The 26277-nt window shown below is 63.4% G+C and carries 23 protein-coding genes; 14 read left to right on the top strand and 9 right to left on the bottom strand.

The window, feature by feature from the left end:
• Positions 1-68 precede the first annotated feature (68 nt).
• Positions 69-1010, bottom strand: coding sequence for a bifunctional Delta(1)-pyrroline-2-carboxylate/Delta(1)-piperideine-2-carboxylate reductase (lhpI, locus tag JYK05_RS16260; protein ID WP_206469478.1), 942 nt, complete (start codon positions 1008-1010; stop codon positions 69-71).
• 234 nt (positions 1011-1244) lie between these two features.
• Here lhpI and ppk2 point away from each other — a divergent pair, with 234 nt between their 5' ends.
• On the top strand, positions 1245-2141 hold the full coding sequence (gene ppk2, locus JYK05_RS16255) for a polyphosphate kinase 2 (protein ID WP_175941441.1): 897 nt from the start codon (positions 1245-1247) through the stop codon (positions 2139-2141).
• Positions 2142-2147: 6 nt separating this feature from the next.
• Here the strand turns inward: ppk2 and JYK05_RS16250 are convergent, their stop codons facing one another.
• The 5 genes from JYK05_RS16250 to JYK05_RS16230 form a co-directional block, all read right to left on the bottom strand.
• Positions 2148-2369, bottom strand: coding sequence for a hypothetical protein (locus JYK05_RS16250; RefSeq protein WP_206469477.1), 222 nt, complete (start codon positions 2367-2369; stop codon positions 2148-2150).
• Positions 2370-2514: 145 nt separating this feature from the next.
• Entirely contained in the window at positions 2515-4020 is a 1506-nt protein-coding gene (locus JYK05_RS16245; protein ID WP_305870207.1) for an efflux transporter outer membrane subunit, read from the bottom strand.
• An 8-nt stretch (positions 4021-4028) separates the two neighbouring features.
• Positions 4029-7229 (bottom strand): efflux RND transporter permease subunit, encoded by a 3201-nt coding sequence (locus JYK05_RS16240; protein WP_175941435.1) that lies wholly within the window; start codon positions 7227-7229, stop codon positions 4029-4031.
• Positions 7230-7260: 31 nt separating this feature from the next.
• Complete coding sequence (locus tag JYK05_RS16235; RefSeq protein WP_206469475.1) at positions 7261-8463, bottom strand: efflux RND transporter periplasmic adaptor subunit; 1203 nt, start codon at positions 8461-8463, stop codon at positions 7261-7263.
• Between the two features lie 55 nt (positions 8464-8518).
• Positions 8519-9337 carry an alpha/beta hydrolase gene (locus tag JYK05_RS16230; RefSeq protein WP_206469473.1) on the bottom strand — a complete coding sequence of 273 codons (819 nt, stop codon included), beginning with the start codon at positions 9335-9337 and terminating at the stop codon, positions 8519-8521.
• Positions 9338-9553: 216 nt separating this feature from the next.
• Here JYK05_RS16230 and JYK05_RS16225 point away from each other — a divergent pair, with 216 nt between their 5' ends.
• From JYK05_RS16225 to JYK05_RS16210, 4 genes are all read left to right on the top strand, one after another.
• On the top strand, positions 9554-10564 hold the full coding sequence (locus JYK05_RS16225; protein ID WP_175941429.1) for a LysR family transcriptional regulator: 1011 nt from the start codon (positions 9554-9556) through the stop codon (positions 10562-10564).
• A 253-nt stretch (positions 10565-10817) separates the two neighbouring features.
• Complete coding sequence (locus JYK05_RS16220; RefSeq protein WP_175941427.1) at positions 10818-11156, top strand: DUF4148 domain-containing protein; 339 nt, start codon at positions 10818-10820, stop codon at positions 11154-11156.
• A 40-nt stretch (positions 11157-11196) separates the two neighbouring features.
• Entirely contained in the window at positions 11197-11343 is a 147-nt protein-coding gene (locus JYK05_RS16215; RefSeq protein WP_206469471.1) for a hypothetical protein, read from the top strand.
• Positions 11344-13107: 1764 nt separating this feature from the next.
• The gene (locus JYK05_RS16210) at positions 13108-13572 is read left to right on the top strand and encodes a DUF3331 domain-containing protein (protein ID WP_206469470.1); all 465 of its coding nucleotides are present in this window, start codon (positions 13108-13110) and stop codon (positions 13570-13572) included.
• Positions 13573-13628: 56 nt separating this feature from the next.
• Here JYK05_RS16210 and JYK05_RS16205 read toward each other — a convergent pair whose 3' ends face one another.
• Positions 13629-14243, bottom strand: coding sequence for an NAD(P)-dependent oxidoreductase (locus JYK05_RS16205; RefSeq protein WP_175941421.1), 615 nt, complete (start codon positions 14241-14243; stop codon positions 13629-13631).
• 436 nt (positions 14244-14679) lie between these two features.
• Here JYK05_RS16205 and JYK05_RS16200 point away from each other — a divergent pair, with 436 nt between their 5' ends.
• Positions 14680-14877 (top strand): hypothetical protein, encoded by a 198-nt coding sequence (locus JYK05_RS16200; RefSeq protein WP_159833576.1) that lies wholly within the window; start codon positions 14680-14682, stop codon positions 14875-14877.
• Positions 14878-15130: 253 nt separating this feature from the next.
• Positions 15131-15778 carry a phosphoribosyltransferase gene (locus tag JYK05_RS16195; RefSeq protein ID WP_175941419.1) on the top strand — a complete coding sequence of 216 codons (648 nt, stop codon included), beginning with the start codon at positions 15131-15133 and terminating at the stop codon, positions 15776-15778.
• Here JYK05_RS16195 and mdeB read toward each other — a convergent pair.
• Complete coding sequence (mdeB, locus tag JYK05_RS16190) at positions 15775-18489, bottom strand: alpha-ketoglutarate dehydrogenase (RefSeq protein WP_206469469.1); 2715 nt, start codon at positions 18487-18489, stop codon at positions 15775-15777. The two genes, JYK05_RS16195 and mdeB, sit on opposite strands and share 4 nt — an antisense overlap.
• Positions 18490-18627: 138 nt before the next feature.
• Here mdeB and JYK05_RS16185 point away from each other — a divergent pair, with 138 nt between their 5' ends.
• The 6 genes from JYK05_RS16185 (at position 18628) to JYK05_RS16165 (ending at position 22910) form a co-directional block, all read left to right on the top strand.
• On the top strand, positions 18628-19158 hold the full coding sequence (locus tag JYK05_RS16185; protein ID WP_175941415.1) for an Lrp/AsnC family transcriptional regulator: 531 nt from the start codon (positions 18628-18630) through the stop codon (positions 19156-19158).
• A 664-nt stretch (positions 19159-19822) separates the two neighbouring features.
• Positions 19823-20716 (top strand): DUF4922 domain-containing protein, encoded by an 894-nt coding sequence (locus tag JYK05_RS16180; protein ID WP_206469468.1) that lies wholly within the window; start codon positions 19823-19825, stop codon positions 20714-20716.
• A gap of 49 nt (positions 20717-20765) precedes the next feature.
• Positions 20766-21800, top strand: a complete 1035-nt coding sequence (locus JYK05_RS16175) for a S1C family serine protease (RefSeq protein ID WP_206469467.1) — start codon at positions 20766-20768, stop codon at positions 21798-21800.
• Positions 21801-21922: 122 nt separating this feature from the next.
• The gene (locus tag JYK05_RS16170; RefSeq protein WP_371826450.1) at positions 21923-22204 is read left to right on the top strand and encodes a DUF333 domain-containing protein; all 282 of its coding nucleotides are present in this window, start codon (positions 21923-21925) and stop codon (positions 22202-22204) included.
• Positions 22205-22332: 128 nt separating this feature from the next.
• Positions 22333-22467, top strand: a complete 135-nt coding sequence (locus JYK05_RS26525) for a hypothetical protein (protein WP_256443427.1) — start codon at positions 22333-22335, stop codon at positions 22465-22467.
• A gap of 167 nt (positions 22468-22634) precedes the next feature.
• On the top strand, positions 22635-22910 hold the full coding sequence (locus JYK05_RS16165) for a DUF2628 domain-containing protein (protein ID WP_206469466.1): 276 nt from the start codon (positions 22635-22637) through the stop codon (positions 22908-22910).
• 799 nt (positions 22911-23709) lie between these two features.
• On the opposite strand, the gene JYK05_RS16160 is transcribed toward JYK05_RS16165, so the two are convergent.
• A complete protein-coding gene (locus JYK05_RS16160) occupies positions 23710-24453 on the bottom strand; it encodes a response regulator transcription factor (protein ID WP_206469465.1) in 744 nt (247 codons plus the stop codon).
• Positions 24454-24942: 489 nt separating this feature from the next.
• Between JYK05_RS16160 and JYK05_RS16155 the strand changes: the two genes are divergently transcribed.
• The gene (locus JYK05_RS16155) at positions 24943-26235 is read left to right on the top strand and encodes an MFS transporter (protein ID WP_175941405.1); all 1293 of its coding nucleotides are present in this window, start codon (positions 24943-24945) and stop codon (positions 26233-26235) included.
• Positions 26236-26277 lie beyond the last annotated feature (42 nt).

Here is a 26277-nt window from a genome sequence, read left to right as displayed (position 1 = left end):
GCTGGAGTGCTTGAGCGCCGTTGCGCAATCGTCATCGAGCAAACTTACAGCAAAGGTTGTTCCACCTGTCACCCGGCTTGGCTCTGGTCGGACAAGACTGCCCTCGCAACGCGGCAGGCCGCGAGGTCCCATGCCGCGCATCCGACCGACTTGAAAACCACCGGAACGTCGGGTCTTTCATGCGATGCAAGCGCCGTCGCGAGTGGCCGCACCACGTTCCAGTCGATTCCAGCGAGGATGAAATCGCCCGCTTCGTGGCGCGCGCCTGCGAGATCGTCGACGAACAAGGCGCTGGCATGAATGGTCGAGGCCGCGATTTCGGCGGCATCGGCGGTGAATGCGCCTACGCCTATCACGAGTCGCGCCGCGCTGGCCGCAAGCGTGTACACCGGCGTCTTGCTGGTGGTCGTAGTAATCACCACGTCGATGGAATCCGGTATCGCCGGACCTTCGAGCGGGATCAGGTTCGGCGAAAGCGCGGCATGGTCCGCGCAGAAAGCACTCGCGCGCTCCGCACGCGACCCGAGAATGAACAGGCGCGCTTCCGGATACAGGCTTGCGAGCGCTTCCACATGCGACACCGCCTGCTTTCCGGTGCCGATCACAAGCACTTCGCGCGGAATGTCGGCCGCCAGCGCGCGTATCGCCAGCATGGAGACCGCGGCCGTGCGGCGACCCGTGACCGTGGGACCGTCGAGCATGAACTGGGGCACGCCCGTGGTGGCGTCGAAAGCGGTGACCTGACCGTGAATCGTCGCCAGGCCGCGCGCGCCATTGCCCGGGCACACGTTCACGAGCTTGTGCATGGCAATGTCGGCGGCCGTCGCGGGCATCGAGAGCATGACCCCGCCGTGCGCAAGCGGGACCACCATTCGCTCAGGACTCTCGATGCGGCCGGCTGCATAATCGAGCATCGTCGCGGCGAGCGTGTCCGCCAAGCGGTCGTAAGGCAGAAGGCGCGCGGTTTGCGCCGCGTCGAAAACGGGAATTGCGCCAGGTGTGTCGATCATCGTGCGGTTCGCCTCTGGAATGGTTGTGCCAACGTGATGCCGTCAAACGCTCGACCATTCTAAGGGCCGCGCGGCTCGTGTCATAAAGCGCGCGGCTTCATACAATGAATGACGCGAGATGACGCGGAAGGCAGTGTCACACGACTGCCATGCGGGAACGTCACCATCGGGCGTTCAGCGCCGCCCGCGCACTGCACACAAGAAGCACGCCATAGCACGCACATGGAGCATTCAATGACCACGACGGACAAGCAGCGCCGCTTTCACGCCGACCTGATCGACAGCTACGACGAAGAGTTCGAGATGGAAATCGACGATCGCTTCCTCGATGGCGAAGCGGCGTTCTCGGATGAAGAGCGGCAGCTTCGCAAGACCTATTTCCGCGAGTTGTTCCGGCTACAGGGCGAGTTGGTGAAGCTACAGGACTGGGTGGTTCATACGGGCCACCGGCTTGTCGTGATCTTCGAGGGGCGCGATGCCGCTGGCAAGGGCGGCGCGATAAAACGCATCACGCAGCGGTTGAATCCGCGTGTCTGCCGCGTCGCCGCTCTCCCCGCGCCGAACAATCGCGAGCGCACGCAATGGTACTTTCAGCGATACGTCTCGCACTTGCCCGCGGGCGGCGAGATCGTGTTGTTCGACCGTAGCTGGTACAACCGCGCGGGCGTCGAGCGCGTGATGCACTTCTGCACCGACGAAGAGTATGAGGAATTCTTTCGCTCGGTACCGGAGTTCGAGAAGATGCTCGTGCGCAGCGGCATCCAGATCATCAAGTACTGGTTCTCGATCACCGACGACGAACAGGAAGTGCGCTTTCAGGCGCGAATCGAAGATCCGCTGAAGCAGTGGAAGCTGAGTCCGATGGATCTGGAGAGCCGCCGTCGCTGGGAAGCGTACACGGCCGCGAAGGAAGTCATGCTGCAACGCTCGCATATTCCCGAAGCGCCGTGGTGGGTCGTTCAGGCTGTCGACAAGAAGCGCGCGCGCCTCAACTGCATTCATCACCTGTTGAGCCAGGTGCCGTATCACGAGATCGAACACCCGCAGATCACGCTGCCCGAGCGCGTGTTCAATCCCGATTATCTGCGTCAGCCCGTGCCGGAATCGATGTACGTCCCCGAAGTGTATTGAGTCAGTTCAGCAGCAGTGACGGCAGGCGATGCGCTCCACCGCCGCGCCGCCACGCTGACGCAGCGCCGCCTGATGCATGAAATGATAGACCTGCTGCGAGCCTCTGAGCAGCACCACGAATGCGACTTGCGCGAGATTGAAGTCGAGCGACACCATCAGGCGCGTTAGAAGAAGCAGTGGCAGGACCACTGACGGTTGATATAGCTGTCTTTCGATCAAAGCTCTCATTGCACGCTCCCGTTCCCATGATTGAGATTCTAGGGATCGCGTCGCACGGGATAAATGGGCGCCAGGTGAAGACATATGTTCCTCGCGACGAACAATCGCCTTCATGACAAAAGCCCCGCTCCGAGCGGGGCTTTGTGCGTTGGCATTACTTCTGCGCGAGGCTCGGTTCAGGCACGGGCGTGGGCATTGCATCGCCCCAGCCGCCGCCTAGAGCCCGAACGAGATTGACCGTCGATACCGCCTGCGCGCCCGCGAGCTGAACCGCCGCGCGCTGCGATTGCAGCACCGTGCGGTCCGCGTCGATCACGTCGAGATAGTTCACCGCGCCTTCCGTGTACTGCCTGCGCGACAGTTGCGCGGCGCGTACCGACGCATTCACCGCATCCGCTTGCGTCGCCGTCTGCGTCTCCAGAATGCGCAAGTCCGACAGGTTGTCCTCGACTTCACGAAACGCCACGAGCACTTGCTGGCGATAATTCGCCACGTCCTCTTCGTAGATGGCGCGCGCATTGGCGAGATTGCCCTTGCGACGTCCGCCGTCGAAGATCGGCAGGTTCAGCATGGTGCCCGCGAACGGTCCGAGCAAGAACGTGCGGCTCGACCAGTTGAAGAGATCGCCGAGCGTAGCCGACTCGAAGCCGCCCGAGCCTGTCAGCGTGAGCGACGGAAAGAACGCCGCCTTCGCCACGCCGATGCGCGCGTTGGCCGCCGCCATCGACCGCTCCGCTGCCGCAATGTCCGGGCGACGTTCGAGCAAGGAAGACGGCAAGCCGGGCGGCACGTGCACGGTGACAGGCTTGAGCGGATTAGCGGCCATCGAAAACTCGGCGGGCGTCTTGCCGAGCAATACCGCGAGACTATGCTCGGATGCCGCCCGCAGCCGTTGCACCGTCATCGCATCCGAACGCGCGGTCGCGAGTTCCGACTTGGCGCGCGCCACATCCAACTCGCTGATATCGCCTTCGGCGAACCGTCGCTCCGCGAGCTTCAGCGCTTCTTCACGCAGCGACACGGTACGCGTGTACACGTCCAGTTCGGCATCGCGCTCGCGCAGCTCGAAGTAGTTCTGCGCCACATCCGCCTGCAACGCGAGTTGCACGGAACGGAACAACGCTTCGCTTTGCTGCGTGTCGGCGTTGGCGGCCTGCACGGTATTGAACACGCGCCCGAACAGATCCACCTCGTACGACACGCTCGCCTGCGCGCGCCACAAGGTCTGCGCCGGAACGTTCGCGTTCGGAGGCAGGAACTGCGATGCGGGCGAGAACTTCTCGCGCGTCGGACCGAAGCCTGCGTCGAGCGTCGGAAAGAGCCCAGCACGCGCGGTCTGATTGATCGCCCGCGCTTCCTTCACGCGCGCCGCCGCGGCTTTCAGGTTCTGATTCGCATCCTGCGCCTGACGTTCGAGATCGTTGAGCGTGGCATCGTCGAAAAGCGTCCACCATTCGCCGCGCATCATCTCTTCCGAAGGCTGCGCGGTCTTCCAGGTGCCCGCTTCCGAAGGCGCGAGCGTCGGCGTTTCCTTATAGGCGCTCGGCGCGTTCACGTCCGGCTTTTCATACGTGGGCGCGAGCGAACATCCCGCGACCACCAGCAACGCGCTCATCAGCGCGGGCAAACCCAGCCATTTTTGTATAGGCATCTTGTTCATTATCGACCTCATTGCGCCTCGTACGAAGCGCCGATACCGCGCATCTGCGGATGCGTGCCATGCTTGTCCGTCACATGTTCGGTGCGGCTCAGCTTGCGCAGAATCACGTAGAACACCGGCGTGAGCATCAGGCCGAAGAGCGTCACGCCCAACATGCCGAAGAACACCGCGACGCCCATTGCATGCCGCATCTCAGAGCCTGCGCCCGACGACAATACGAGCGGCACCACGCCCATGATGAACGCGATGGACGTCATCAGAATCGGACGCAGACGCAGACGGCTGGCTTCGATCGCGGCCTGCACGATGGAGCGCCCCTGCATTTCCAGTTCGCGTGCGAATTCGACGATCAGAATCGCGTTCTTCGCGGACAAGCCCACGAGGACCATCAAGCCGATCTGCGTGAAGATGTTGTTGTCGCCGTCGGTGAGCCATACGCCGAGCAGCGCGGACAAGATACTCATCGGCACGATCAGGATGACCGCGAGCGGCAGCGTCAGGCTTTCATACAGCGCGGCCAGCACGAGGAACACGAGCAGCACGCTGATCGGGAAGACCCACAGCGCCGCATTGCCCGCGAGGATCTGCTGATACGTGAGATCGGTCCATTCGAACTTGATCCCGCGCGGCAACACTTCCGCTGCGATGCGTTCGGCCGCCGCCTGCGCCTGCCCCGACGAATAGCCGGGCGCGGGACCGCCGTTGATGTCCGCTGCGGTATAGCCGTTGTAGCGCACTACCATTTCGGGGCCGTACGTCGGCGAGACTTTCACGAGCGACGACAAAGGCACCATGTCGCCATTCGCGTTGCGCGTCTTCAGCAGGCCGATGTCCTCCGGATTCGCGCGGAACGGCGCATCCGCTTGCACGCGCACCTGATACACGCGGCCGAAGCGATTGAAGTCGTTCACATACAGCGAGCCGAGATACACCTGCATCGTGTCGAACACGTCGGTGACGGAGACGCCCAGTTGCTTCGCCTTCACGCGATCCAGATCGACGTTCAGCTGCGGCACGTTGATCTGATAGCTGGAGAACGTCGGCCCCAGTTCCGGCGTTTGCGATGCACGCTTGATGAATGCCTGCGTGGCATCGGCGAGCGCCGCATAGCCGAGCGCGCCGCGATCTTCGAGCTGCATCTTGAAGCCACCGAGCGTGCCCAGGCCGAGCACCGGCGGCGGCGGGAACACGGCGATGAACGATCCCTTGATGCCCGCGTACTTCTGATTCAGCGCGCCTGCGATGGCATTCGCGGAAAGCGCCTTGTCATGCACGCGGTCCTTGAAGGGCTTGAGCGTGACGAACACGATGCCCGCGCTCGACGAATTGGTGAAGCCATTCACTGACAAGCCCGGAAACTCCACCGCGCTTTCCACGCCCGGCTGCTTCAGAGCGATGGCGCTCATTTCGCGGATCACGCCTTCTGTACGGTCGAGCGATGCGCCGTTCGGCAACTGCGCGAAGCTGATCAGATACTCCTTGTCCTGCGCGGGCACGAAGCCGCCGGGGACGATCTTGCCCATCAATACCGCGCCGCCGAGCAGCACCGCATAGAGCACCATCATGATCGCCTTGCGGTTGATGACGCCTTTCACGCCCTTGCTGTACGACTCGGAACCACGATGAAACACCGCGTTGAAGCGCCGGAAGAAGCCACCGAACACGCGATCCATGCCGCGCGTGAGCCAGTCCTTCGGCTCGTCGTGACCCTTGAGCAGCAGCGCGGCCAGCGCGGGCGACAGCGTCAGCGAGTTGAACGCGGAGATGACCGTCGAGATGGCGATGGTCATCGCGAACTGCTTGTAGAACTGGCCGGTCAAGCCGGACATGAACGCGAGCGGCACGAACACGGCCACCAGCGTCAGCGCAATCGCGATGATCGGCCCGCTCACTTCGCGCATGGCCTGATACGTCGCCTCTCGCGCGGACAAGCCCGCTTCGATGTTGCGCTCGACGTTCTCGACCACCACGATCGCATCGTCCACGACGATACCGATGGCGAGCACCATGCCGAAAAGCGAGAGCGCGTTGATCGAGAAACCAAACGCGAGCAACAGCGAGAACGTACCCACGATCGATACCGGCACCGCGAGAAGCGGAATGATCGACGCACGCCACGTCTGCAAGAATACGATCACCACGAGCACGACGAGCGCAATGGCTTCGGCGAGCGTATGAATCACGGCTTCGATACTGGAGCGCACAAACTGCGTCGGGTCATAGACGATCTGGTATTCGAGGCCCGCGGGCATGTCCGCCTGCAGTTCCTTCATCGTCTTGCGCACTTCGTCGGAGATTTGCAGCGAGTTAGCGCCAGGCTGCTGATTGATCGCGATGGCCACGGCCGACTTGTTGTCGAGAAGCGAGCGCAAGCCGTATTCGGATGCCGCGAGTTCGACACGCGCGACGTCGCCGAGATGCGTGACCGCGCCGTCCGGCGACGTTTTCAGCACGATATCGCGGAACTCCGACTCGTTCTGCAAGCGGCCGCGCGCATTCACGTTGAGTTGCAGCGGCACGTTCGGCAGCGTGGGCGAACCGCCGATCACGCCGGCCGCGACCTGCACGTTCTGCTCGCGAATGGCGTTGACGACATCGGTCGCCGTCAGGCCGCGCTGCGCGACCTTTTGCGGATCGAGCCATACACGCATCGAGTAATCGCCCGAGCCCCACAGTTGCACTTCGCCGACACCGGCGATGCGCTCGAGCCGGTCCTTCACGTTGATCAGCGCGTAATTGCGCAGATACGTCATGTCGTAACGGCCGTTGGGCGAGTTCAGGTGGACCACCATCGTGAGCGTGGGCGACGACTTGATGGTCGTCACGCCGAGCCGCTGCACGTCTTGCGGCAGACGCGGCAACGCCTGATTCACGCGGTTCTGCACGAGCTGCGTGTTCTTGTCCGGATCGGTGCCGAGCTTGAACGTGACCGTGGTGGTCAGGTTGCCGTCGCTGTTGGCTTGCGACTGCATGTAGAGCATGTCCTCTACGCCGTTAATCTGCTCTTCGAGCGGCGAAGCGACGGTCTCTGCGATCACCTTCGGATTCGCGCCCGGATACTGCGCATGCACGACCACCGAAGGCGGCACGACTTCCGGATACTCGGAGATCGGCAGCCGGAACATCGCGATGATCCCGGCCAGCAGCACGACCACCGATAACACGCCCGCAAAAATCGGGCGGTCGATGAAGAATTTGGATATGTTCATGACGGGTTCTGTTCGTTACGAATGACGCGCATCACTGTGCCGATGCCGTCTTCACCGCGGGCGCTTCGCCGGCGTTGTTCATGGCGACGGCGTTGACCTTCACGACATCGTTTGGACGCACGCGCTGCAAGCCGTTCACGACGATGCGTTCGCCCGGAGCAAGTCCCTTCGCGATGACGCGCAGGCCGTCATGCGTCTGGCCCAGCGTGACTTCGCGGTACTGCACGCGGTTGTCCTTGTCCACGACCATCACGTACTTCTTGTCCTGATCCGTGCCGATGGCCGAGTCGTCGACGAGCACTGCCGGATGCGGCGTGCCGCCGCCCACCTTGATGCGCGCGTAGAGCCCCGGCACGAGCGATCCATCCGGGTTGTTGAAGCGCGCGCGCACGCGGATGGTGCCGGAGGTCGTATCGAGACGGTTATCGACCGAATCGACGACGCCTTCGCGCGAATAGCCGTCCTCGTTCGCCAGGCCCAACGAGACCGGCACGGTGCTGCCCGCATCGCGGCCCAGATAACGCAGGTACGTCTGCTCGTCCACATCGAACGAGGCGTAGATCGGCGAAACCGAGACGAGCGTCGTCAGAAGCGGCGCGTTCGCGCCCGTCGACACGATGTTCCCGACCGTCAGTTCAGCGCGCGAGACGCGGCCCGACACCGGCGCGACGATATGCGTGTACGCGAGGTTGATCTTCGCGGCTTCGAGCGCGGCCTGCGCGGCCTTCAGATTCGCGACGGCCTCGCGGGCGGCGTTCTGCTTCTCGTCGTAGTCGCGCTTGGCAATGGCGTTGTCGGCGAGCAGACGTTCGGCGCGCGCCGCGTCCGTCGACGTATAGCCGTTACGGGCCTGCGCCGCCGCGAGCTGCGCCTGTGCGCGATCCACTTCGGCTTCGTAGGGACGCGGATCGATGGTGAAGAGCGGATCGCCCTTCTTCACGAGCGCGCCGTCCTTGAAATGAACCGCGACGATGGTGCCGGGCACGAGCGGACGAATGTCCACGTGATTCACCGCTTCGAGCCTGCCGGAATAGCTTTGCCAATCCGTGATGGTCTTCGACACGACGGTCGCCACGTCCACTTCGGTGGCGGTCGGACTATGTGCCTGTGCCGCGGCGTGCGCCTGATTGATGGCCGCGTCGCCCTGGCCGCGCCAGACGGTATAGCCGCCCGCGCCTGCGATGATCAGCGTCGCGCCTAGCGCGGCGTAGATGCGTTTGCGAGTGAACATCATGATGGAAAGCTCCGGTTGCGTTGAGTTCGTATTGTTGTGGTGCGTGGCTTTGCGCTTATGTGGTGCGCGCGAGCCGTTTCCTGAAGAAGGCGACGACATCCTTCAATGCCGCCGCGTGCGCCGCGAGCGCCTGGTGCGATGCCTTGCAGTGGCGCGTGACTTCGGTCGGCACGCCCGCCGCAATGAGTTCGGCCGCGTATTTCTCGGCTTCGATATGCAGCAGGTCATGCTCCGCGCTCGCGATCAATGCAGGAGGCAAGCCAGCGAGACGCCGCGATTCGAGCGGCGCCGCGTACGGATGCAAACGTTGCGACGGGTTCGGCAAGTACGCGCGATAGCACCGCGCGCACTCGCTGAGTTCGAGATCGGGGCACAGAACCTTGCGCTCATCGGCCACGCGCGTCATGCTCGGATCGAGCAGCGGCGCGAGCAGCGCCTGCGCCGACACGCGAATGTCGCCGCGATCGCGAGCGATGGCAGCTACGCACGTCGCGAGGTTGCCGCCTGCATCGTGGCCCGCGACGCCCATGCGCTGCGGGTCCGCGCGCTGGCCGCGTGCATGCGCGAAGGCCCATTGCGCCGCGCGATAGCCGTCTTCCGGCGCGGCGGGAAACGGATAGGCCGGCGCGAGCGAATAGCCGACGGAGACGACCCACGCCGGCGTATCGCCTGCGATGGTCGAAGCGGCGATGTCGGCATCGTCCAGATTGCCGTGTGTAAAACCACCGCCATGAAAATAGAGCACGATGGGCAAGACAGTGCCATCGGATGCCGGGCGATAGCTTCGCAGCACGATTGGCTGGACGTGCCCTGCGATATGCACCTCTTCGATGCACAGTCTCGGGCGTTGCTCCTGATCCAGCAGTGTTGCCATGGTTATTCCGTTCGCACGGCCTTGCGTACAAGGCGTCCGCGCATGAGTTGCGATGGTGCGAATTCTGGAGTCCACGCCTTTTTAGATAAATGCCTATAATCCGGCAACACAATTCGGTCGCCCCGAACAATCGGGGCAATCGTGGCTAGACCGCGCAATTCATTTCTTAGCCACCCGCTTAATTCCTCGCTCACTCAGCATCGAAGGTACGAGAACATGGATCGGCTACAAGCAATGCAGGTCTTTACCCGCGTCGTCGACACGAACAGCTTTTCGCGGGCAGCGGATACGCTCAATCTGCCGCGCGCGTCCGTGACGACCATCATTCAAAACCTCGAAGCGTTTCTCAACGTGCGCCTGCTTCAGCGCACGACACGCAGGCTCAATCTCACTCCGGACGGCGCGGCTTATTACGAGCGCTGCGTGCGCATTCTCGCGGACATCGAAGAAGCGGAAAGCACGTTCTCCAACAACGGCAAAGGCCCGCACGGCAAGCTGCGCGTGGATATGCCGGGCGCAATCGGGCGTCTGATCGTGATGCCTCAGCTATGCGATTTCCACACGCGCTACCCGGATATCGAACTGATGATGGGCTTCGGCGACAAGCCCGTCGATCTCATTCAGGAAGGCGTCGACTGCGTGATTCGCGTGGGCACGCTGCAGGATTCGAGTCTCGTCGCGCGGCGCATCGGCGTGTTTCAGGGCGTGACGGTGGCGAGTCCGCAATATCTGGAGCGCCACGGCACGCCCAAGACGCTCGACGATTTGCAGAACCACACGGCAGTGAATTATTTCTCGAGCCGCACGGGCCGCATCATGGATATGGATTTCGTCGTGGACGGTGAAACCATCGAAGTGAAGATGCGCGGCATGATCGCGGTGAACGACGCCGAAGCGTATCTCAGCTGCGGCCTGAAGGGCGTCGGCATCGTGCAGGTCGCGCGTTTCATGGCGCTGCCTTATTTGCGCTCGGGCGAACTCGTCGAAGTCTTGCCGCAATGGAATCCCTTGCCGATGCCTATTTCCGCGGTCTATCCGCACAACCGGCACTTGTCGCCGAAAGTGCGCGTGTTCGTGGACTGGGTTGCCGAGCTATTCGAACGCTGCCCGCTGCTGCAAGGACAGAAGGATGCGGAAGAGCGTTGCCTGCCGACGAGCACCGCATCGCCGATGATCGTGCGTCATGGCACGCCCGAAGTGGCGGGCACGGCAGACGTCGTCGTTTAACGAAACACTGCTGTTCTTCTCGTTGCTCACATGCTTTCCATCGCCATGATGGAAAGCATTTCTCTCATTTCCCGCTTACTTCAATGACGACGCCGCGAGCGATTATTCGCGGATGTCGATAAATCTATTCGCGGATGGGGCATTTATCCGCCGACACCGCGCGACTACATTTCGTCCTGCCACGACGCATCGCTCAAAGTGAACAGTGCGCCGTATCCCGATGCATATGGAACGGATCGAAAGGAGTCGCAACATGAAAAGCTTTATCGTCGCGAGTGTCTCGCTTGCCGCTATCTCTGCCGTCATTTCGAGCACGGCTTTCGCTGAAGGCGGACAAGGCATTGGCCGTGCGGGGACGTATCTGACTCAGACCACGTCGAGCACGAGCGAAGCACCGAAGACTCGCGCGCAAGTCCGTGCCGAGCTTGCAGCGGCTTACTCCGACGGCTCGCTTCCGGCGCTGAATCGCAATAGCTATCCGTCGCGCAGCATGTGGGGCGATGCGGTCGCCGCTCAAGCGGAAGCGCGCAATCGCGGGATCGTCGAGTATGCGAATGGGTCGCCGGTACGAAACAATGTGGTCGCGCGTTGATTTACTTCGTCAAACTAACTACATAGCAATGAGGTCGATCATGTTCGATAACACGTCGCTCGAACAATTCTCCATGCTCGACGACTTCGCGCCGACCGCGCCCGTGTGGCGGCCGTTCGTGCAGCCGGCATCTACCGATGGGTTGCAGGTTGCGGAAGAATGCGGCGATTGTGCGGCGCTTTCGTGAGCACGCTCGGTCGCGCCGATGCGTTCGTTGGATGCAGGCGCGATCTGGGCTTCAGACAGGCGCGCGCGGCATTGTAGTCGCGTGACGGGAGTTGTTGCGAAGGTGGCTTGAGTGGTCTGTTGTACGTCGGGCAGAGAGGTAGTCCCCGCGCTGCCGCTTTTCTCCCCGCAATGACGGCGGGCGCGCTGGCCTTGCTGGCGCCCTCTCTCCCTGAATCCTCATGACGCTCGTTCTCGCCTGTGCGGGCCGAACTGCATTATTCGCAGCGAAATTGGCTTGCCGTCCGGATGGTGTTTTATTGCGCTCGCATGGCTTTCCGGCGCGGGCGATAGCGTCCAACGCCGTGGCCGTGGATCAGAACGCCGGCTTATCCCGCGAGCTTCGACGCCGGCCACGCGCCCGCCCTAGGGCCTGTTCCTTTCGAGTCCGGCGCAACGCCCGCTGAATGCGGCCCGCACTATGGCCGGATCCGAGCCCACGGCGGTGCTCGCTCTTTCTCGCCTGAGCGGGCCGAAGCGCGGTTCCGCCGGGAAACGGCTTACCGCCGAGTGTTGCTTCGACTTGCGCTAGCAGCGCTTTTAAGCCCGGGCGATTGCGGTCCGAGGCCTTGGCGATGGATCAGATTGGCGGCTTATACAGCGGGCTCCGGCGCTGGGCCGCGCGCCCGCACTAGGGCCTGTTCGTTTCGAGTCCGGCTAAACGCCCGCTGAATGGGCCGCACTATGGCCGGGCCTGAGCCCACGGCGGCGCTCGCTCTTTCTCGCCTGAGGGCGTCAAACCCCGGTTCGGCCGCGAAACGGCTTACCGCCGACTATTGCTTCGACTTGCGCTCGCAGAGCTCTTGGGCGCGGGCGATTTCGGTCCGAGGCCGTGGCGGTGGATCAGAACGCAGGCTTATAGGGCGGCCTCCCGCGCTGGGCCACGCGCCCGCACAAGGGTCTGGTTCTTTCGGTCTCAACGCCCGCCGAATCGTGCCCTCACTATAGCCGGAACCGAGCCCACGGCGGCGCTCGCCGCCGGGCGTAGACTCCGCGCGCTCATCCGCCCTTGTGGGCAAGGCGCCTCTTCTTGCCCGCCCGCGCTGCCGGTCCTCTGCCGTCGGTTGCTCTCGTGCTCGTTTCTCGTCCGCAGCCATTCTTATATCAACGCGTCGTCGCGCTTTCGTCGCTTGAGCCGACTAATCTGAACTGCTCGGGCAAGCGTCAAGTGTCGGCCCATTGCCGCACGCGCGCTTGTGCATCTGTTTTCGACCGGCGCCTGCGCGGTCTCTAAGCGGCACGTACGTGCGCGGTAGTGGGCCGAGACCGCGACGGCGGACCCGCGTGTTGCCTTGCGCGACAGGGGTCGCCATAGGGCCGCGTGCAGCCATCTGAGCCAGCCCGATCGGTCGCATCCTTGCGCCTCGGACGCGACCCGCGCACGAGCGCCAAACCGAACGGCCGGGGCTCCCTCGCGAGCGTGGCCGCCTGTTCTGCCCGAGAAACCCACGTCGCCCGTACGGAAAAGCGCGCCGTTGTCTCCCTGCCGCGACTAAACAGTGCCACGCCGTTCGGCCTTCGGTCAAAGGCGAGACCCGCCGCAAAGCCTCGCCACATAAGGCTCCGCGAGGGTCCATATATCAACCCGGCGGCCCGCAATCGCACCCCGCTCGCTACTTTTTCGGATTATTCGCACTAACGGGACAGTGTTTTCACCTATCCCGTATTTATCGGAATATGCTTAATGACGTACGTTCTAGGTCGAGTCAAAGCCTGGAACAATGCCATGACAGCTTTTTCGAAAAGAGCGGACCCGTGGTCACAGACCGTCCACCAACTTGAAACCATCCCCGTCGAGTCGGGGCGGACCGCGCCGTCGCAGAAGACGGCTCGCGCCGAAAGCGCCTTCCTCGAACGCCTGACGCGCGACTGGAATCGCACGCATCCGCGCGAGTCGAATGACCGCTTGCCTTTCCCGCAAGCCATCGTGCGCGTCATCGAGCGCCCGAGCAGCGCGACCGCGCTCGTTTATTGGTCCGATCCGGGAACGTGCCATTACGGCTATCAGGGCTGGCGCGCCACCACCGCGTCCGGCGACGGCGTGTGCTCGCTCTCGGGCATGCCGATTCATCGCGGGGATCAGGTTTATCGGCCGTCGCAGCGCGATCCGAAGCCCCAGAACGCATCGGCGATGATTCTCGCCGCCGCCATGCCCAAGACCGAGGAAGTCGAAGCCGACGTCCACGGCTGACGAATGGGGGGCGGGCGGGCGGCGCAGGCGGCGCCGCTCCGTGCGGCCGCCTGCGGTCAATAGCCGACCGTGAACCGCTGCTTGATATGCGCCCCGCGTTCGAACTCGTCGAGGAACGCGATCGCGAAATCGTCGAAGGAAATCCAGCTTCGGCCGTTGGCATCGACCAGTAGTTCGTCGACGCCCGTGCGAAACCGCTGCGTGCGCGGGCCGCTCACGAACTCCGCCGACGGCGACACGAACGTCCAGTTCAGTTCGCGGTCGCGGCGCAGGGCGTCGAGAAACGCGGCGCCCGCTGTCGCTTCCGCGCGGTAGGCGTCCGGAAAGCCCGGGGCGTCGAGCAGGCGCTGGCCGGGCGCGAGATACAGGCTGCCCGCCCCGCCCACGACCAAGAGCCGCTCCACGCCCGCGCGCTTCACCGCGCCCACGATCGCGCTCTCGGGCACGGTCGAAAAACGCGTCGCGCTGAAGACGGCGTCGTGTCCGGCGATGGCATCGGCGAGCGCGTCGAGATCGAGCGCATCCACGTCTCGCGCGTCGAGACCTTCGCGCGTTTCCAGCTTCGACGTGTCGCGGGCAAGCGCCGTCACGGTGTGTCCGCGCCGCAACGCTTCGTGCGTGAGCCGGCTTCCGACATTGCCGGTAGCGCCGATGATCGCGATCCTGCTCATGTTTCTTTTCTCCTTGTTTTACCGCGCGCGCATGGTCGTCGCGCGCGCCTCTCGCGCCGGATGCCGATAAGGAACGTCGAGTGAGCGGTCCTGATGGTTCGGATTCCTTTCCGCGAACAGCCTTTGGCGAGAACGATCGTACGGCACGCCGCTCGCTCGAGCGACGCGCCCGATGCGGGGATGCAATTTCCGCGCCGCTTTGTCGCATCCGCACCCGATACCGCTCCGGCTGCGTCATAAGAAAAAATCGCTTCGCCCGAGGCGCGCCGCCGTTACACTAGAGCCCCCGCGCTCTTTGACATTGCGTCATTACGGCGAATACCGGCGCGCCGGACGCGTGTGTTTCGGATGCGTGCTCAATCGAAGTCGTCAATTTGTCACGACACTGGTTTATCTTGCAGGTCCTCGCCGCTCCCTTACCGGAAAGGAGTTAATCGTGAAGAATCCGCAATTGCAGAGTGCCATCGAAGGACGCAACAATCCGGCAGGCGAGACTGCCTACGAGCCGATTCCGGTCGGCGCTGCGCCCGCCGAGTCAGCCGAGAAAACGGGCTACTCGGACTCGCTGGACATTCCGCTCAATTACGGTATCGTGATGGACGCTCTCAGGGACGCAGTGCGCGCGAATCTCTGAGCGTTCAAATCCCTCATGCGAAAGCGCCCCCGAGTCGGGGCGCTTTTTTTTCGCCGGGGCGGTTCGTGGCGCGCCGCCGTGCGCGTGCGCGCGTTCACATGTGTAACAGACGATTTATCGCCTACGATGTAGGAAAGCTCCCTTGGCGGATGCGCGCGAACGCCCGGCGACCCGCGCCGTGCGCCCATCACGCGCGCCTCGGCGTGATGTCGATCAGGACGACAGCCCCACGCGCAGGCAAGACCCAAGCCACATGAACTCCTTCTTCAAGGACCGGCGCGAAGCCGGCCGCGAACTCGCCACGCTGCTCGCGGATTACGCGAACCGCGACGACGTGATCGTGCTCGGCCTCCCGCGCGGCGGCGTGCCGGTAGCCTTCGAAGTGGCGAGCGCGCTTGGCGCTGCGTTGGACGCACTCATCGTGCGCAAGCTGGGCGTGCCGTCGCAGCCCGAGCTTGCGATGGGCGCTATCGCGTCCGGCGATGCTTTCTATCTCGATGACCGCATCGTCGGCTATGCGGGCGTCAGCAAGCCCCAACTCGACGCCGTGATCGAGGGCGAGCGCGCCGAACTGGCCCGGCGCGAGGCGATGTATCGCGGATCGCGTCCGCCGCTCGATACCGCCGGCAAGGTCGCGATCGTCGTGGACGACGGCATGGCCACCGGCGCCACCATGCGCGCGGCCGCGATGTCGCTGCGCAACGGCGGCGCCGCGCCCGCGCGCCTGATCGCGGCGTTGCCGGTCGCGCCGCTGGATGCGGCGTCGCGCTTCGCCGAAGTCGTCGATTCTTGCGTCTGCGTGCTTCAGCCGCGTCACTTTCTGGGCGTCGGGCAGTTCTACATCGACTTCGACCAGACGAGCGACGACGAAGTGCGCGCGCTTCTAGGACTCAGCGCCTAGCGCGTCCACGGAGCGTCGCGTTCGGCATGCGTCGCGCCGTACTTCTGCCGCGCGAGCCGCAGCACCGCGCGCTCGATCAGGCCGTCGTCCGCCAGCGCTTTCAGCGCCGCTAACACGATGGCCACGCGGTCCACCTCGAAGAACGCGCGCAGCGACTGCCGCGTGTCGCTGCGCCCGAACCCGTCGGTGCCGAGCGTCACGTAACGGCGCGGCACATACGCGCGAATCAGCTCGGGCACCGCGCGCACGTAGTCGGTCGCGGCGATCACCGGCCCGCGCGATGCCTGCAGCGCGCGCGTCACATAGGGCGTCGGCGCGTCGTCGGAGAGGCGGTCCATGCGCTCGCACGCCGCGCCATCGCGATGCAGTTCCGCATAGCTCGTCACGCTCCAAACGGCCGCCGCGATGTTCCAGTCGGCTTCGAGCATGGCGCGCGCAGCGATCGCCTCGTTCAGGATCGCGCCCGAACCGAGCAGTTGCACCTGAGCGCTACTCGCCTCGTCGTCGCCGGAAATGCGGTGGATGCCGCGCAGAATGCCTTCGCGCGTAGCCGAATCCAGCGTCTGGCCGGGCGCGGACGGTTGCGCGTAGTTCTCGTTTGTGACGGTGAGGTAGTAGAACACGTCGCGTTGACGCGTCAACATCTCCTGCATGCCCTCGTCGACGATCGCCGCGACTTCGTACGCAAACGCGGGATCGTAGGCGCGGCAGTTCGGAATGGTCGATGCCGTCAGATGACTCGTGCCGTCCTGATGCTGCAAGCCCTCGCCGCCGAGCGTCGTGCGCCCGGACGTCGCGCCGATCAGGAAGCCACGCGAACGCTGGTCGGCCGCCGCGAAAATCAGATCGCCGATGCGCTGGAAGCCGAACATCGAGTAGTAGATGTAGAACGGCAGCATCGGCAGATCGTGGACGCTATAGGACGTCGCCGCCGCGATCCACGATGAAATCGCGCCGGCCTCGGAAATGCCCTCTTCGAGAATCTGCCCGCGCGTGTCCTCGCGGTAGTAGAGCATCGAGCCCATGTCTTCCGGCTCGTAAAGCTGGCCGAGCGGCGAATAGATGCCCACCTGCCGGAACAGATTCGCCATGCCGAAGGTGCGCGCTTCGTCGGCCACAACGGGCACGATGCGCGGGCCGAGCGTCGCGTCCTTCATCAGACTGCCGAGCATGCGCACGAACGCCATCGTCGTGGACATCTCCTTGCCGGCGCTGTCGAGCGCAAATTGCGCCCAGGTGCCGAGCGCAGGCGGCACGAGCGATTCCGACGCCTTCGCGCGTCGCCGCGGCAGGTAGCCGCCGAGCGCCGCGCGGCGTTCGTGCAGATACCGCATCTCCGGGGCGTCGTCGGCGGGCTTGTAGAACTTCAGCGCCTCGACGTCGGCATCGGAAAGCGGCAAGCGAAAGCGGTCACGGAACGCTTTCAGGTCGTCGAGATCCAGCTTCTTTTGCTGATGCGTCGTCATGCGGCCCTGCCCGACCGTTCCCATGCCGAAGCCTTTCATCGTCTTCGCGAGGATCACCGTCGGCTGGCCCTTGTGGGCGAGCGCTTTTGCGTACGCCGCATGCAGCTTGCGCACGTCGTGGCCGCCGCGCCGCAAACGGTCGATATCTTCATCCGACAAATGCGCGGCGAGCGCGGCCAGTTCCGGGTTCTGGCCGAAAAAGCGCTCGCGGTTGTAGCGGCCGTCGTTCGCGGAGAACGTCTGAAACTGGCCGTCGACGGTATGCGCGAACGCGCGCAGCAGCGCGCCGGTGCGGTCGCGCGCGAAAAGCGCGTCCCAGTCCGATCCCCACAGCACCTTGATCACATTCCAGCCCGCGCCGGTGAACTGCGCTTCCAGTTCGTCGACAATGCGCCCGTTGCTGCGCACCGGTCCATCCAGCCGCTGCAAATTGCAATTGATGACGAACACGAGGTTGTCGAGCCGTTCACGCGAAGCCAGCGACAGCGCGCCGATCGACTCAGGCTCGTCCATCTCGCCATCGCCGAAAAAGCCCCAGACCTTGCGCCCTTCCGTCTGCTTCAGGCCACGGTTTTGCAGATAGCGCATGAAGCGCGCTTGGTAGATCGAGTTGATTGGCCCTATGCCCATCGAGCCCGTCGGAAATTGCCAGAAATCAGGCATCAGCCACGGATGCGGATACGAGCACAGCCCCGGCCCGCCGATCTCGCGCCGGTAGTGCTGCAAGTGCGCTTCGTCGAGGAAGCCTTCGAGAAAGGCCCGCGCATACACGCCCGGCGACGAGTGCGGCTGAAAGTAGACGAGATCGCCGCCGTGGTCGCCGCCCGCTGCGCGAAAGAAGTGATTGAAGCCCACTTCGAAGAGATCCGCGGCCGACGCGTAGCTCGCGATATGGCCGCCGAGTTCGCCGTAGGCGCGGTTCGCGTGCACGACCATTGCCAGCGCGTTCCAGCGCAGCACGCCGGCGAGTTTCTCTTCGATCTTGAAGTTGCCCGGATACGGCGGCTGCTGTTCGACAGGAATGGTGTTGGCGTATGGCGTCGCGCGGGCCCGCGCCGATTCGACGCCGACCGACAGCGCATGCTCCGCGAGGCGGTCGAACAGATACTGCGCGCGCTCCTTCCCGACGTGAGCAACGACCGCATCGAGCGCATCGAGCCACTCGGCTGTTTCGCCGGGGTCCGCGTCTTCACGCCCCCGCGCAAGAGAAAGAAGCTGACTGGTTCCGTTCGACAAATCGGTCATGGCGCGGCTCCGCTGGCAGGCTAGTATCAGTCGAGGATAACCAGTCGCGCGCAGAATGTGCATCTCATTTGGCTGCGAGATCGCTTTGCGGTAGTGTTCTTATTCTGCGAAAAGGCACGAAACAGGAACATCTGAACTATGAGCTCACAGACGAAGCAGCGGCTCGACCGCATCGACATCGGCATTCTCAACGAGCTTCAACAGAATGCGCGCATCACGAATTCGGAGCTTGCCCGCGCCGTCAATCTGTCGCCGACGCCGTGCTTCAATCGCGTGCGCGCGCTGGAGAAAGCCGGGCTTTTCAGGCAACACGTCACGCTGCTCAGTCCAGAGGCGCTGGGACTCAGCATCAACGTGTTCATTCAGGTGAGTCTGGAGAAGCAGATCAAGGACGCGCTGGCGCGCTTCGAGCAGGCGATCAGCGAGCGCCCGGAGGTCATGGAGTGTTATCTGATGACGGGGGATGCCGACTATCTGCTGCGCGTGGTGCTGCCCGACGTGGCAGCGCTGGAGCGCTTCATCCTGGAGCGGCTCACAAAGATGCCGGGCGTGTCGAACATTCGCTCGAGCTTCGCACTCAAGCAGGTGCGCTACAAAACGGCGCTGCCGCTACCAGCGTCCGGTCTGACGTTGCCGGAGCCAAAGAACGCAGAGGAAGACTGGGCGTGACTTGTCCGATGACAAAGGCTCCCATGAAAGGGAGCCTTCGAACAACCGGGGTTCGCTCTCACGAAGAGAGCGGCACTCTTACGCCGAGATGTTGATATCGACGGTCGTGTTGGTCGACGACGAGCTCGATGCCTTGGCGGTACCGCCAGCGATGTTTGCTTGAGCCAGAGCAGCGCGTTCGATCTTTTGCATGTGCATACCTTCTTGAATAACGGTTGAAGCGATAGTGCTGTAACGCCGAGGTCGCAGCCTTAAGCCGTGATCGTCACGGAGACGTTGGTGGTGGACGAAGACGTGCTCGACGCCTTGGCGGTGCCACCAGCGATGTTTGCCTGAACCAGAGCTGCGCGGTCGATCTTTTGCATGAGAGTGCCTTTCGCTGAAAACAATAGAATGTGGGTAATACGCCGGCCAGCGTCGCGCTCAGTCATGACGTCTATTCGCTAAGTACAACGAACGGATAACTGCGTTTGCGAACGACTGAGTGCGAGAAAGTCTATCGAAGTCACCGGCCAAAATGAACGCCGAAAAGTCTGAACTATCGGAACAATTCGGTGCTGTTTTGCTGCGCAGATGCTATATAACAGCCGCCCGCAAACAGCTTCTGCACGCAATATGCGCAAAGGCAGCAGAATGCACATTCCGGCAACAACTCGCGAGAAACATGAGCCCATATCCACTGCCAGAAGCGCCTTCATGGCAAGTAGTCGTCGAGCAGACGGCGCGCGCGCTCGCGTGTGGCGCGCTGCGCCCGTTCGACACGGTAGAGCACGTCGTCGAGGAAGGCGGCGTGCGCTTCCTCGTGCGGCAAACGGCGAATCTGGCGCGCAAGGAAGAGGCCGCGAAGCTGGCGGCCAAGTCTGCCACCGATGCAGCAAGCGCGTGGCGCGATCCGTTCTCGCCATGCGAGGACGCGCTGCGCGTCGGTGATATCGGCGAGCGGCATTTCCTGTTGTTGAACAAGTTCAATGTCCTCGCGCACCATCTGCTGATCGTGACCACGCAGTTCGAGCCACAGGAAGCCCTGCTCGATACCGACGATTTCGCCGCCCTGCTCGCGTGCCTGAACCAGTATGACGGGCTCGGCTTCTACAACGGCGGCGCCGTCGCCGGATCGAGCCAGCCGCATAAGCACATGCAGATGGTGCGGCTGCCGCTCGACGGTCTCGCGGCGCCCATCGAGCCGTTGATCCAGAACGCGCGGAACGGCGCGATCTTTCGCGTGCCGGGGCTCGCGTTCGGTCACGCGGCGGCGTGGTTCGACGCCCCGTCCGACAACACGCCGCAACGCGCGCACCACACGTATCGACGGTTGCTGGACGCGATCGGCGTCGAACCGCTGGATGTCGCCGGGGCAACGCATCAGGCCGCGCCGTACAACTTGCTCGTCACGCGCCGCTGGATGCTCGCGGTTCCGCGCACCGTGGCCGATGTCGAAGGCATCGCGATCAACGCGCTCGGCTTCGCCGGCTCGCTTTTCGTGCGGGACGATGCCCAGCGCCGCATCGTCGAAACGCTGGGGCCGATGAAGTTGCTCGCCCGCGCCGCGCGGGGTTGAAAAGCGCCGGCGCGACCCGCATGTCGCCTCTCAATATCGGGAGTCCGACATGGGAAGCCGACCACAATTCATCGACGATCTTGCGCGCGGCTCGCAAGACGCTCCGCAGTCCCAGCCGCAGCCGCTCGACGACACCGCGCTGCTCGATGCGTATTCGCGCACCGTGATCGGCGCGCTGGAGCGCGTGCAGCAGGCCGTCGTTTTCATTTCGGTCGAGCGCGAACTCGCCGATGCCCGCGGCGCGCGCCGTCAGGCGGGCGGCACCGGCTCGGGTTTCATTTTCACGCCCGACGGTTATCTGCTGACCAATAGCCACGTCGTTCACGGCGCGACGCGCATCACCGTGACGCTTGCCGACGGCGCGCACTTTTACGCCGATCTCGTCGGCGACGATCCGGGCAGCGATCTCGCGGTGCTGCGCATCGGCTCGCCTGAGCCGCTGCCGCACGTCGAACTGGGGGAATCGGGCAATCTGCGCGTCGGCCAGATCGCGATCGCGGTGGGCAATCCGCTCGGCCTTGCTCAGACGGTGACGACAGGCGTCGTCTCGGCGCTCGGACGGTCGCTGCGCTCGACCTCCGGCCGCATGATCTACGACGTGATCCAGACCGATGCCGCGCTCAATCCCGGCAACTCGGGCGGTCCGCTCATCAATTCGGCGGGACAGGTGATCGGCGTGAACACGGCCATCATTTCGGGCGCGCAAGCCATTTCGTTCGCGACTGCCATCGATACGGCCAAGTGGGTCATCATGCAGATCTTCGCGTACGGACGCGTGCGGCGCGCGTATATCGGCGTGGCGGGAACGACGGCGCCGGTGTCGCGGCGCGTGCAACGCTTCTTCGGGCTGACGTCGGCGAGCGCGGTGCACGTCATGGAAGTCGTCAAAGGCAGCCCGGCCGCGCTGGGCGGGCTGCGCACGGGCGACCGTATCGTCGCGGTGGATGGCGTGAACGTCGATAGCGTCGACGGCTTGCAGCGCGCGCTGGATGCTTCGCGTATCGAGCGCGCGGTGAAGGTCGCGGTGCTGCGCGGGACGCAGATGATCGATGTCGATGTGACGCCGGTCGAGCAGACGGGATGAGCGTGGGCGGGCCGCGCCGGCCGCGCGCCGCTCAACTGGAACCCACGGCGCGAGAATTCGACGGCGCGGAAAGCGCTTGATATAGTCGCGGCGCTCAGGTTTCCGATTGATGTCGCTCGTTCGTGTTCAAGCTCGCCACCTCATTTGCCGTTGCTACTTTATTGGCAGCGTGCAGGTCGCCCGTCCCTTCCGCCACTGACGTGGTTGCAGACCAGCCCGCCTCGCGGCCCGATTCGCACACAGGACTTCCCAACCCGGCTTCCACGAACTGCATCCGCCAAGGCGGGACGCTGCAAATCGTCGAGAGCGGCGACGGCCAGATCGGCATGTGCCGCTTCCCAGGCGGCAAGTCGTGCGAGGAATGGGCGCTGCTCCGCGGCCAATGCTCGCCAGACCAAAAATAACCGGTTCTACCTGGGCGCGTTTCCTCCGTAGCGCAACGCCGGCGCAATTTTGAGATACATCCGATGGCAAGGGAAAGCACCCCATCTCAAAATTAGACCTGTCCGAAACGCAACCGAGGTAACGAATCATGAGCCCCTTCTTCCTGATCGATGTCGCAGCCCTGTCCCGCGCGTCTGACGTGCGCCGCAATTCCCTTAACGATGCGGTGCCGACGACAATGCTTGAGACGCTTGCACACCTGCTCGCTTCACTTTTGCATTAATCGACGGGCGCAGGGCATCAAATGGCGGAGCTCCGAAAGTCGATTTTCATCGTCGTTTAGCCTGCCTAACGAATCAAAACATTCGATCAAACGGAGGCGAACACATGGACGCGCTACGCTGATCGTGCGAAGCTGCTCGCTTTGATTAATACAATTAAAAATCGCCGATGAATCAAATCAACGAACAAGCCGCACCGCAAACTGACGCACACTCCGCATCATTCCAACTTGATCGCGACATGGCACTGTTCGTCGGAAAGAACATTGAGTATTACAGTCGCAAATGGGTGATTCAAAACACGCGCATGTCGAAGCGAACGTGGAACGGCGCCGCGTTTCTCTTAGGGCCGGTCTGGCTCGTGTACAGGAAAATGCGCTTGGCAAGCCGCCGCCTACATTGCAATCGCTCTGGTTTGTACCGTAGCGACGTCTTCGCTGAGTGAGGGCATCAATCATGCGCTTTCCTACGCATTGCCGGTGGCAATGGGGTTGTGCGGCAATTCCATTTACTTGGCGCACGCCGAAAAGATTCTCAAGAAGGTAAGCGATTCTCCCTTACCGGCCGAAATACGCGACGCTGAGTTAGTCCGTCGTGGAGGCACGAATCCCGTCGCCGCGTGGCTTCTCGGTATTGCGATTATTGTGCTCACGGTCATGGCGGTAATTTGCGCGTGAGACAGTGTCTGAACTGGGTTGCTATGCAACGTCTGAACAAGTGGACGGCTGCATTCGATTCACCCGGCTTGGTTATCTAATCCCGCGCATTAGGGCAGTCGCGAATGGCTGAGAAATCACCGGCTCACATATGGTCCCCGAAGTCTCGCGTTAAGCGACTGAGAGGCGCAGCGCGGCGGCATGGGACACTTCGGCCCGCCCGCCGTTGAGAAAGAGCTTGCCGCTGCGCAGGAGGCGTCGCGTCTGCGCAAGTCCGACGCCGCGCGAGCTGGGAAAGCGCGAGCTATGCGGGCGCTTCTTTCCTCGCGGCGATGTTGCTAATGCTGGCCGAAATCGCGCCGCCGATGCCGCGCCTAGCTCACTGCGACCGACGCACGGCGGCCGCCAGCCCGGCGAATTCCCACGCTGATAATTTGCGGAATCCATCGCGCGGCCAGAGAGGGCAAGCCCCCGCCGCGCTTGCCGCTCGCGTGCGACGAGCGTCGCAAGCCAAAGCGCTGCACCCGGCTCCCAAAAACGAAAATGCCGTCTCGCGACGGCATCCTCGTTCAGCTTCGTTCAATCGCCTCAAGCAGCGATTCGCGCATGCTCCGTTTCCACGCGATCGTCGCCCGCGTCTTCACCGTCGTCGTACAGATGAAGCAGCCGATAGCCGCTCTTGTACACCGGCTGCAGGCGAAAGTGGTTCACCGGCTCGATTTCCAGCGCGAGACGCAGGCGCGACACGTGGCTATCGATGGTGCGCGTGGTTTCGCGGAATTCCCGGCCCCACACCATCGCGAAAATGTGATCGCGCGACAACACGCGGCCGATATTCGAGAAGAAAAGCTGCGCCAGCCGGAACTGCGTGCCGCTCAATTGCACCGGGCGGCCCCGCACGGTGACGGTCTGCTGACGCGAATCGAAGCGATACGGCCCGATCTCCAGGCACGCGCTGGACGTCGTCGGGTACGCGCGGCGCAGCAACGCTTCGACGCGCGCGCCAAATTCGCCCGGACGGATGGGATACACCACGAAGTCGTCCGCGCCCGCCGTCAGCGCGCAGACGACGTTGTGCTCGGCGCCGTCGGCAGTAGCGAACATCACGGGAACGCGCTCGCCGAAGCTCGAGCGCACGGATTTCAGCAGATCGAGACCGCAGAGCCCCGTCGAGTTCCAGTCGAGGATCAGCAGATCGACGGTCGAACGCGACAGCGCCTTGGAAAGCAGCAGGCCGTCGCCGAAGGTGACGACAGTGTGACCGAGTCGTTTGACGACTTCGGCGATGAGATTTCGGTAACTTGGGTCGGTTTGCAAAACGGCGACGCGCATAGAGTCAAGCCTGATGAGTCTGAGGACATGGGCCGATGCCGCTTCTCGCGGCATTTCCCCGGGCGTCTCGTTACAAAAAGAGACGGCAAATACAGGCACGCATTCTGGTCAGCGCGACCACCCTTGCCCATCGGACTCGTCCGAAATGTCAACGCATGTAACGCCGCGCGCCGCCCATGGCGCGAACGCGCGACACTCAAACGTGATTTTTTGTGTAGTGGCGACTTACATCCTGTAACATGCCGCCTTCGGCTTACATCGAGCCGAAAGTCCCCGCTTCCGCCGCCTTACCGAGACGGCGCAAGTGCAAGCTGCGACACGGCTGTCCGCCGGCATGCGCAGCGCGGTGACGGGCGCGGTTTCAGACCGTGCCCCAAGTCGTTCCCGTTTCGCGCTCACCCGGCGCGTCCGACATCCCGCAGGGCATCGCCTCGTCCCATGCGTCGCTCGACCGCACGCGTGGCTTTTCTCATTACGGGTTCTCATTCGATGCAGGCAACACCTTTCGACGGCGCGTCGCACGCCGCCGGCCGCGCCCTTACGCGCGGCGATTACAAGACGCTCGCGCTCGCCGCGCTCGGCGGCGCGCTCGAGTTCTACGACTTCATCATCTTCGTGTTTTTCGCGCCGGTCATCGGCCAGCTGTTTTTCCCGGCGTCCATTCCTGATTGGCTGCGCCAATTGCAGACTTTCGGCATCTTTGCCGCCGGGTATCTGGCGCGGCCGCTCGGCGGTATCGTGATGGCGCATTTCGGCGATCTGCTCGGACGCAAGCGCATGTTCACGCTTTCCGTCCTGCTGATGTCGGTCCCGACGCTCCTGATGGGCCTCTTGCCCACATACGCGTCCCTCGGGCTGATGGCGCCCGTTCTGCTGCTGGTTTTTCGCGTGATGCAGGGCGCGGCGGTCGGCGGCGAAGTGCCGGGCGCGTGGGTATTCGTCTCGGAACACGTGCCGACCCGTCATATCGGCTATGCGTGCGGCACGCTCACGGCCGGCCTGACCGCGGGGATTCTGCTCGGCTCGCTGATCGCGACGGCCATCAACAAGACGTTTTCTCCTGCCGATGTCGCGAGCTTCGCGTGGCGTCTGCCGTTCCTGCTCGGCGGGTTGTTCGGGCTCTGCTCGGTCTATCTGCGCCGCTGGCTGCATGAAACGCCGGTGTTCGCCGAACTCCAGAAGCGCAAGTCGCTGGCGGCTGAACTTCCGCTGAAGGCCGTTTTGCGCGACCACGGCCGCGCCGTCATCGTGTCGATGCTGCTGACGTGGATGCTCTCGGCCGCCATCGTCGTCGTGATCCTGATGACGCCCACGCTGCTCCAGAAGCAGTTCCACATTGCGCCGGCCACGGTGCTGATCGCGAACTGCGCCGCGACGCTGTGTCTCACGGTCGGCTGCGTGCTCGCGGGCGCGATTGCCGGCCGCATCGGCGCGGGCAAGACGCTTTTCGTCGGCGCGTTCCTGCTGGCGGGCTCGTACTACGCGCTGTTCCAGCAAGTCGCGGTCGATGCCTCGACGCTGCTGCCGTGGTACGCGCTCACGGGCTTCACGGTCGGCGTGATCGGCGCCATTCCGTTCGTGATGGTCAAGTCGTTCCCGCCCGCCGTGCGCTTTTCGGGCATCTCGTTCTCGTACAACGTCGCGTATGCGGTGTTCGGCGGACTCACGCCGATCGTCGTTTCGCTGATGATGAAATCGAGCCCGGCCGCGCCCGCGCTCTACGTCGGCGCGCTGTGCGTGGTCGGCGCGGTGACCGCGCTCTTCATCAAGGAAGCACGCTGAGGCCGCGAGCCGTTTCATCGTGACGGCAAGACAATGGCGCAC

Origin of the sequence: Caballeronia sp. M1242, assembly GCF_017220215.1 — a bacterium.
GTDB lineage: Bacteria > Pseudomonadota > Gammaproteobacteria > Burkholderiales > Burkholderiaceae > Caballeronia.
This window is presented reverse-complemented; position numbering and strand designations above follow the sequence as displayed.

Coding starts and splice junctions, on each gene's coding strand:
- JYK05_RS16160 (WP_206469465.1), bottom strand. CDS start 24,453: ATGCGCGTCGCCGTTTTGCAAACCGACCCAAGTTACCGAAATCTCATC.
- JYK05_RS16215 (WP_206469471.1), top strand. CDS start 11,197: ATGTTCGATAACACGTCGCTCGAACAATTCTCCATGCTCGACGACTTC.
- ppk2 (WP_175941441.1), top strand. CDS start 1,245: ATGACCACGACGGACAAGCAGCGCCGCTTTCACGCCGACCTGATCGAC.
- JYK05_RS16240 (WP_175941435.1), bottom strand. CDS start 7,229: ATGAACATATCCAAATTCTTCATCGACCGCCCGATTTTTGCGGGCGTG.
- JYK05_RS16175 (WP_206469467.1), top strand. CDS start 20,766: ATGGGAAGCCGACCACAATTCATCGACGATCTTGCGCGCGGCTCGCAA.
- JYK05_RS16155 (WP_175941405.1), top strand. CDS start 24,943: ATGCAGGCAACACCTTTCGACGGCGCGTCGCACGCCGCCGGCCGCGCC.
- mdeB (WP_206469469.1), bottom strand. CDS start 18,489: ATGACCGATTTGTCGAACGGAACCAGTCAGCTTCTTTCTCTTGCGCGG.
- JYK05_RS16220 (WP_175941427.1), top strand. CDS start 10,818: ATGAAAAGCTTTATCGTCGCGAGTGTCTCGCTTGCCGCTATCTCTGCC.
- JYK05_RS16245 (WP_305870207.1), bottom strand. CDS start 4,020: ATGAACAAGATGCCTATACAAAAATGGCTGGGTTTGCCCGCGCTGATG.
- JYK05_RS16185 (WP_175941415.1), top strand. CDS start 18,628: ATGAGCTCACAGACGAAGCAGCGGCTCGACCGCATCGACATCGGCATT.
- JYK05_RS26525 (WP_256443427.1), top strand. CDS start 22,333: ATGAGCCCCTTCTTCCTGATCGATGTCGCAGCCCTGTCCCGCGCGTCT.
- JYK05_RS16230 (WP_206469473.1), bottom strand. CDS start 9,337: ATGGCAACACTGCTGGATCAGGAGCAACGCCCGAGACTGTGCATCGAA.
- JYK05_RS16225 (WP_175941429.1), top strand. CDS start 9,554: ATGGATCGGCTACAAGCAATGCAGGTCTTTACCCGCGTCGTCGACACG.
- JYK05_RS16195 (WP_175941419.1), top strand. CDS start 15,131: ATGAACTCCTTCTTCAAGGACCGGCGCGAAGCCGGCCGCGAACTCGCC.
- lhpI (WP_206469478.1), bottom strand. CDS start 1,010: ATGATCGACACACCTGGCGCAATTCCCGTTTTCGACGCGGCGCAAACC.
- JYK05_RS16165 (WP_206469466.1), top strand. CDS start 22,635: ATGAATCAAATCAACGAACAAGCCGCACCGCAAACTGACGCACACTCC.
- JYK05_RS16235 (WP_206469475.1), bottom strand. CDS start 8,463: ATGATGTTCACTCGCAAACGCATCTACGCCGCGCTAGGCGCGACGCTG.
- JYK05_RS16205 (WP_175941421.1), bottom strand. CDS start 14,243: ATGAGCAGGATCGCGATCATCGGCGCTACCGGCAATGTCGGAAGCCGG.
- JYK05_RS16180 (WP_206469468.1), top strand. CDS start 19,823: ATGAGCCCATATCCACTGCCAGAAGCGCCTTCATGGCAAGTAGTCGTC.
- JYK05_RS16250 (WP_206469477.1), bottom strand. CDS start 2,369: ATGAGAGCTTTGATCGAAAGACAGCTATATCAACCGTCAGTGGTCCTG.
- JYK05_RS16210 (WP_206469470.1), top strand. CDS start 13,108: ATGACAGCTTTTTCGAAAAGAGCGGACCCGTGGTCACAGACCGTCCAC.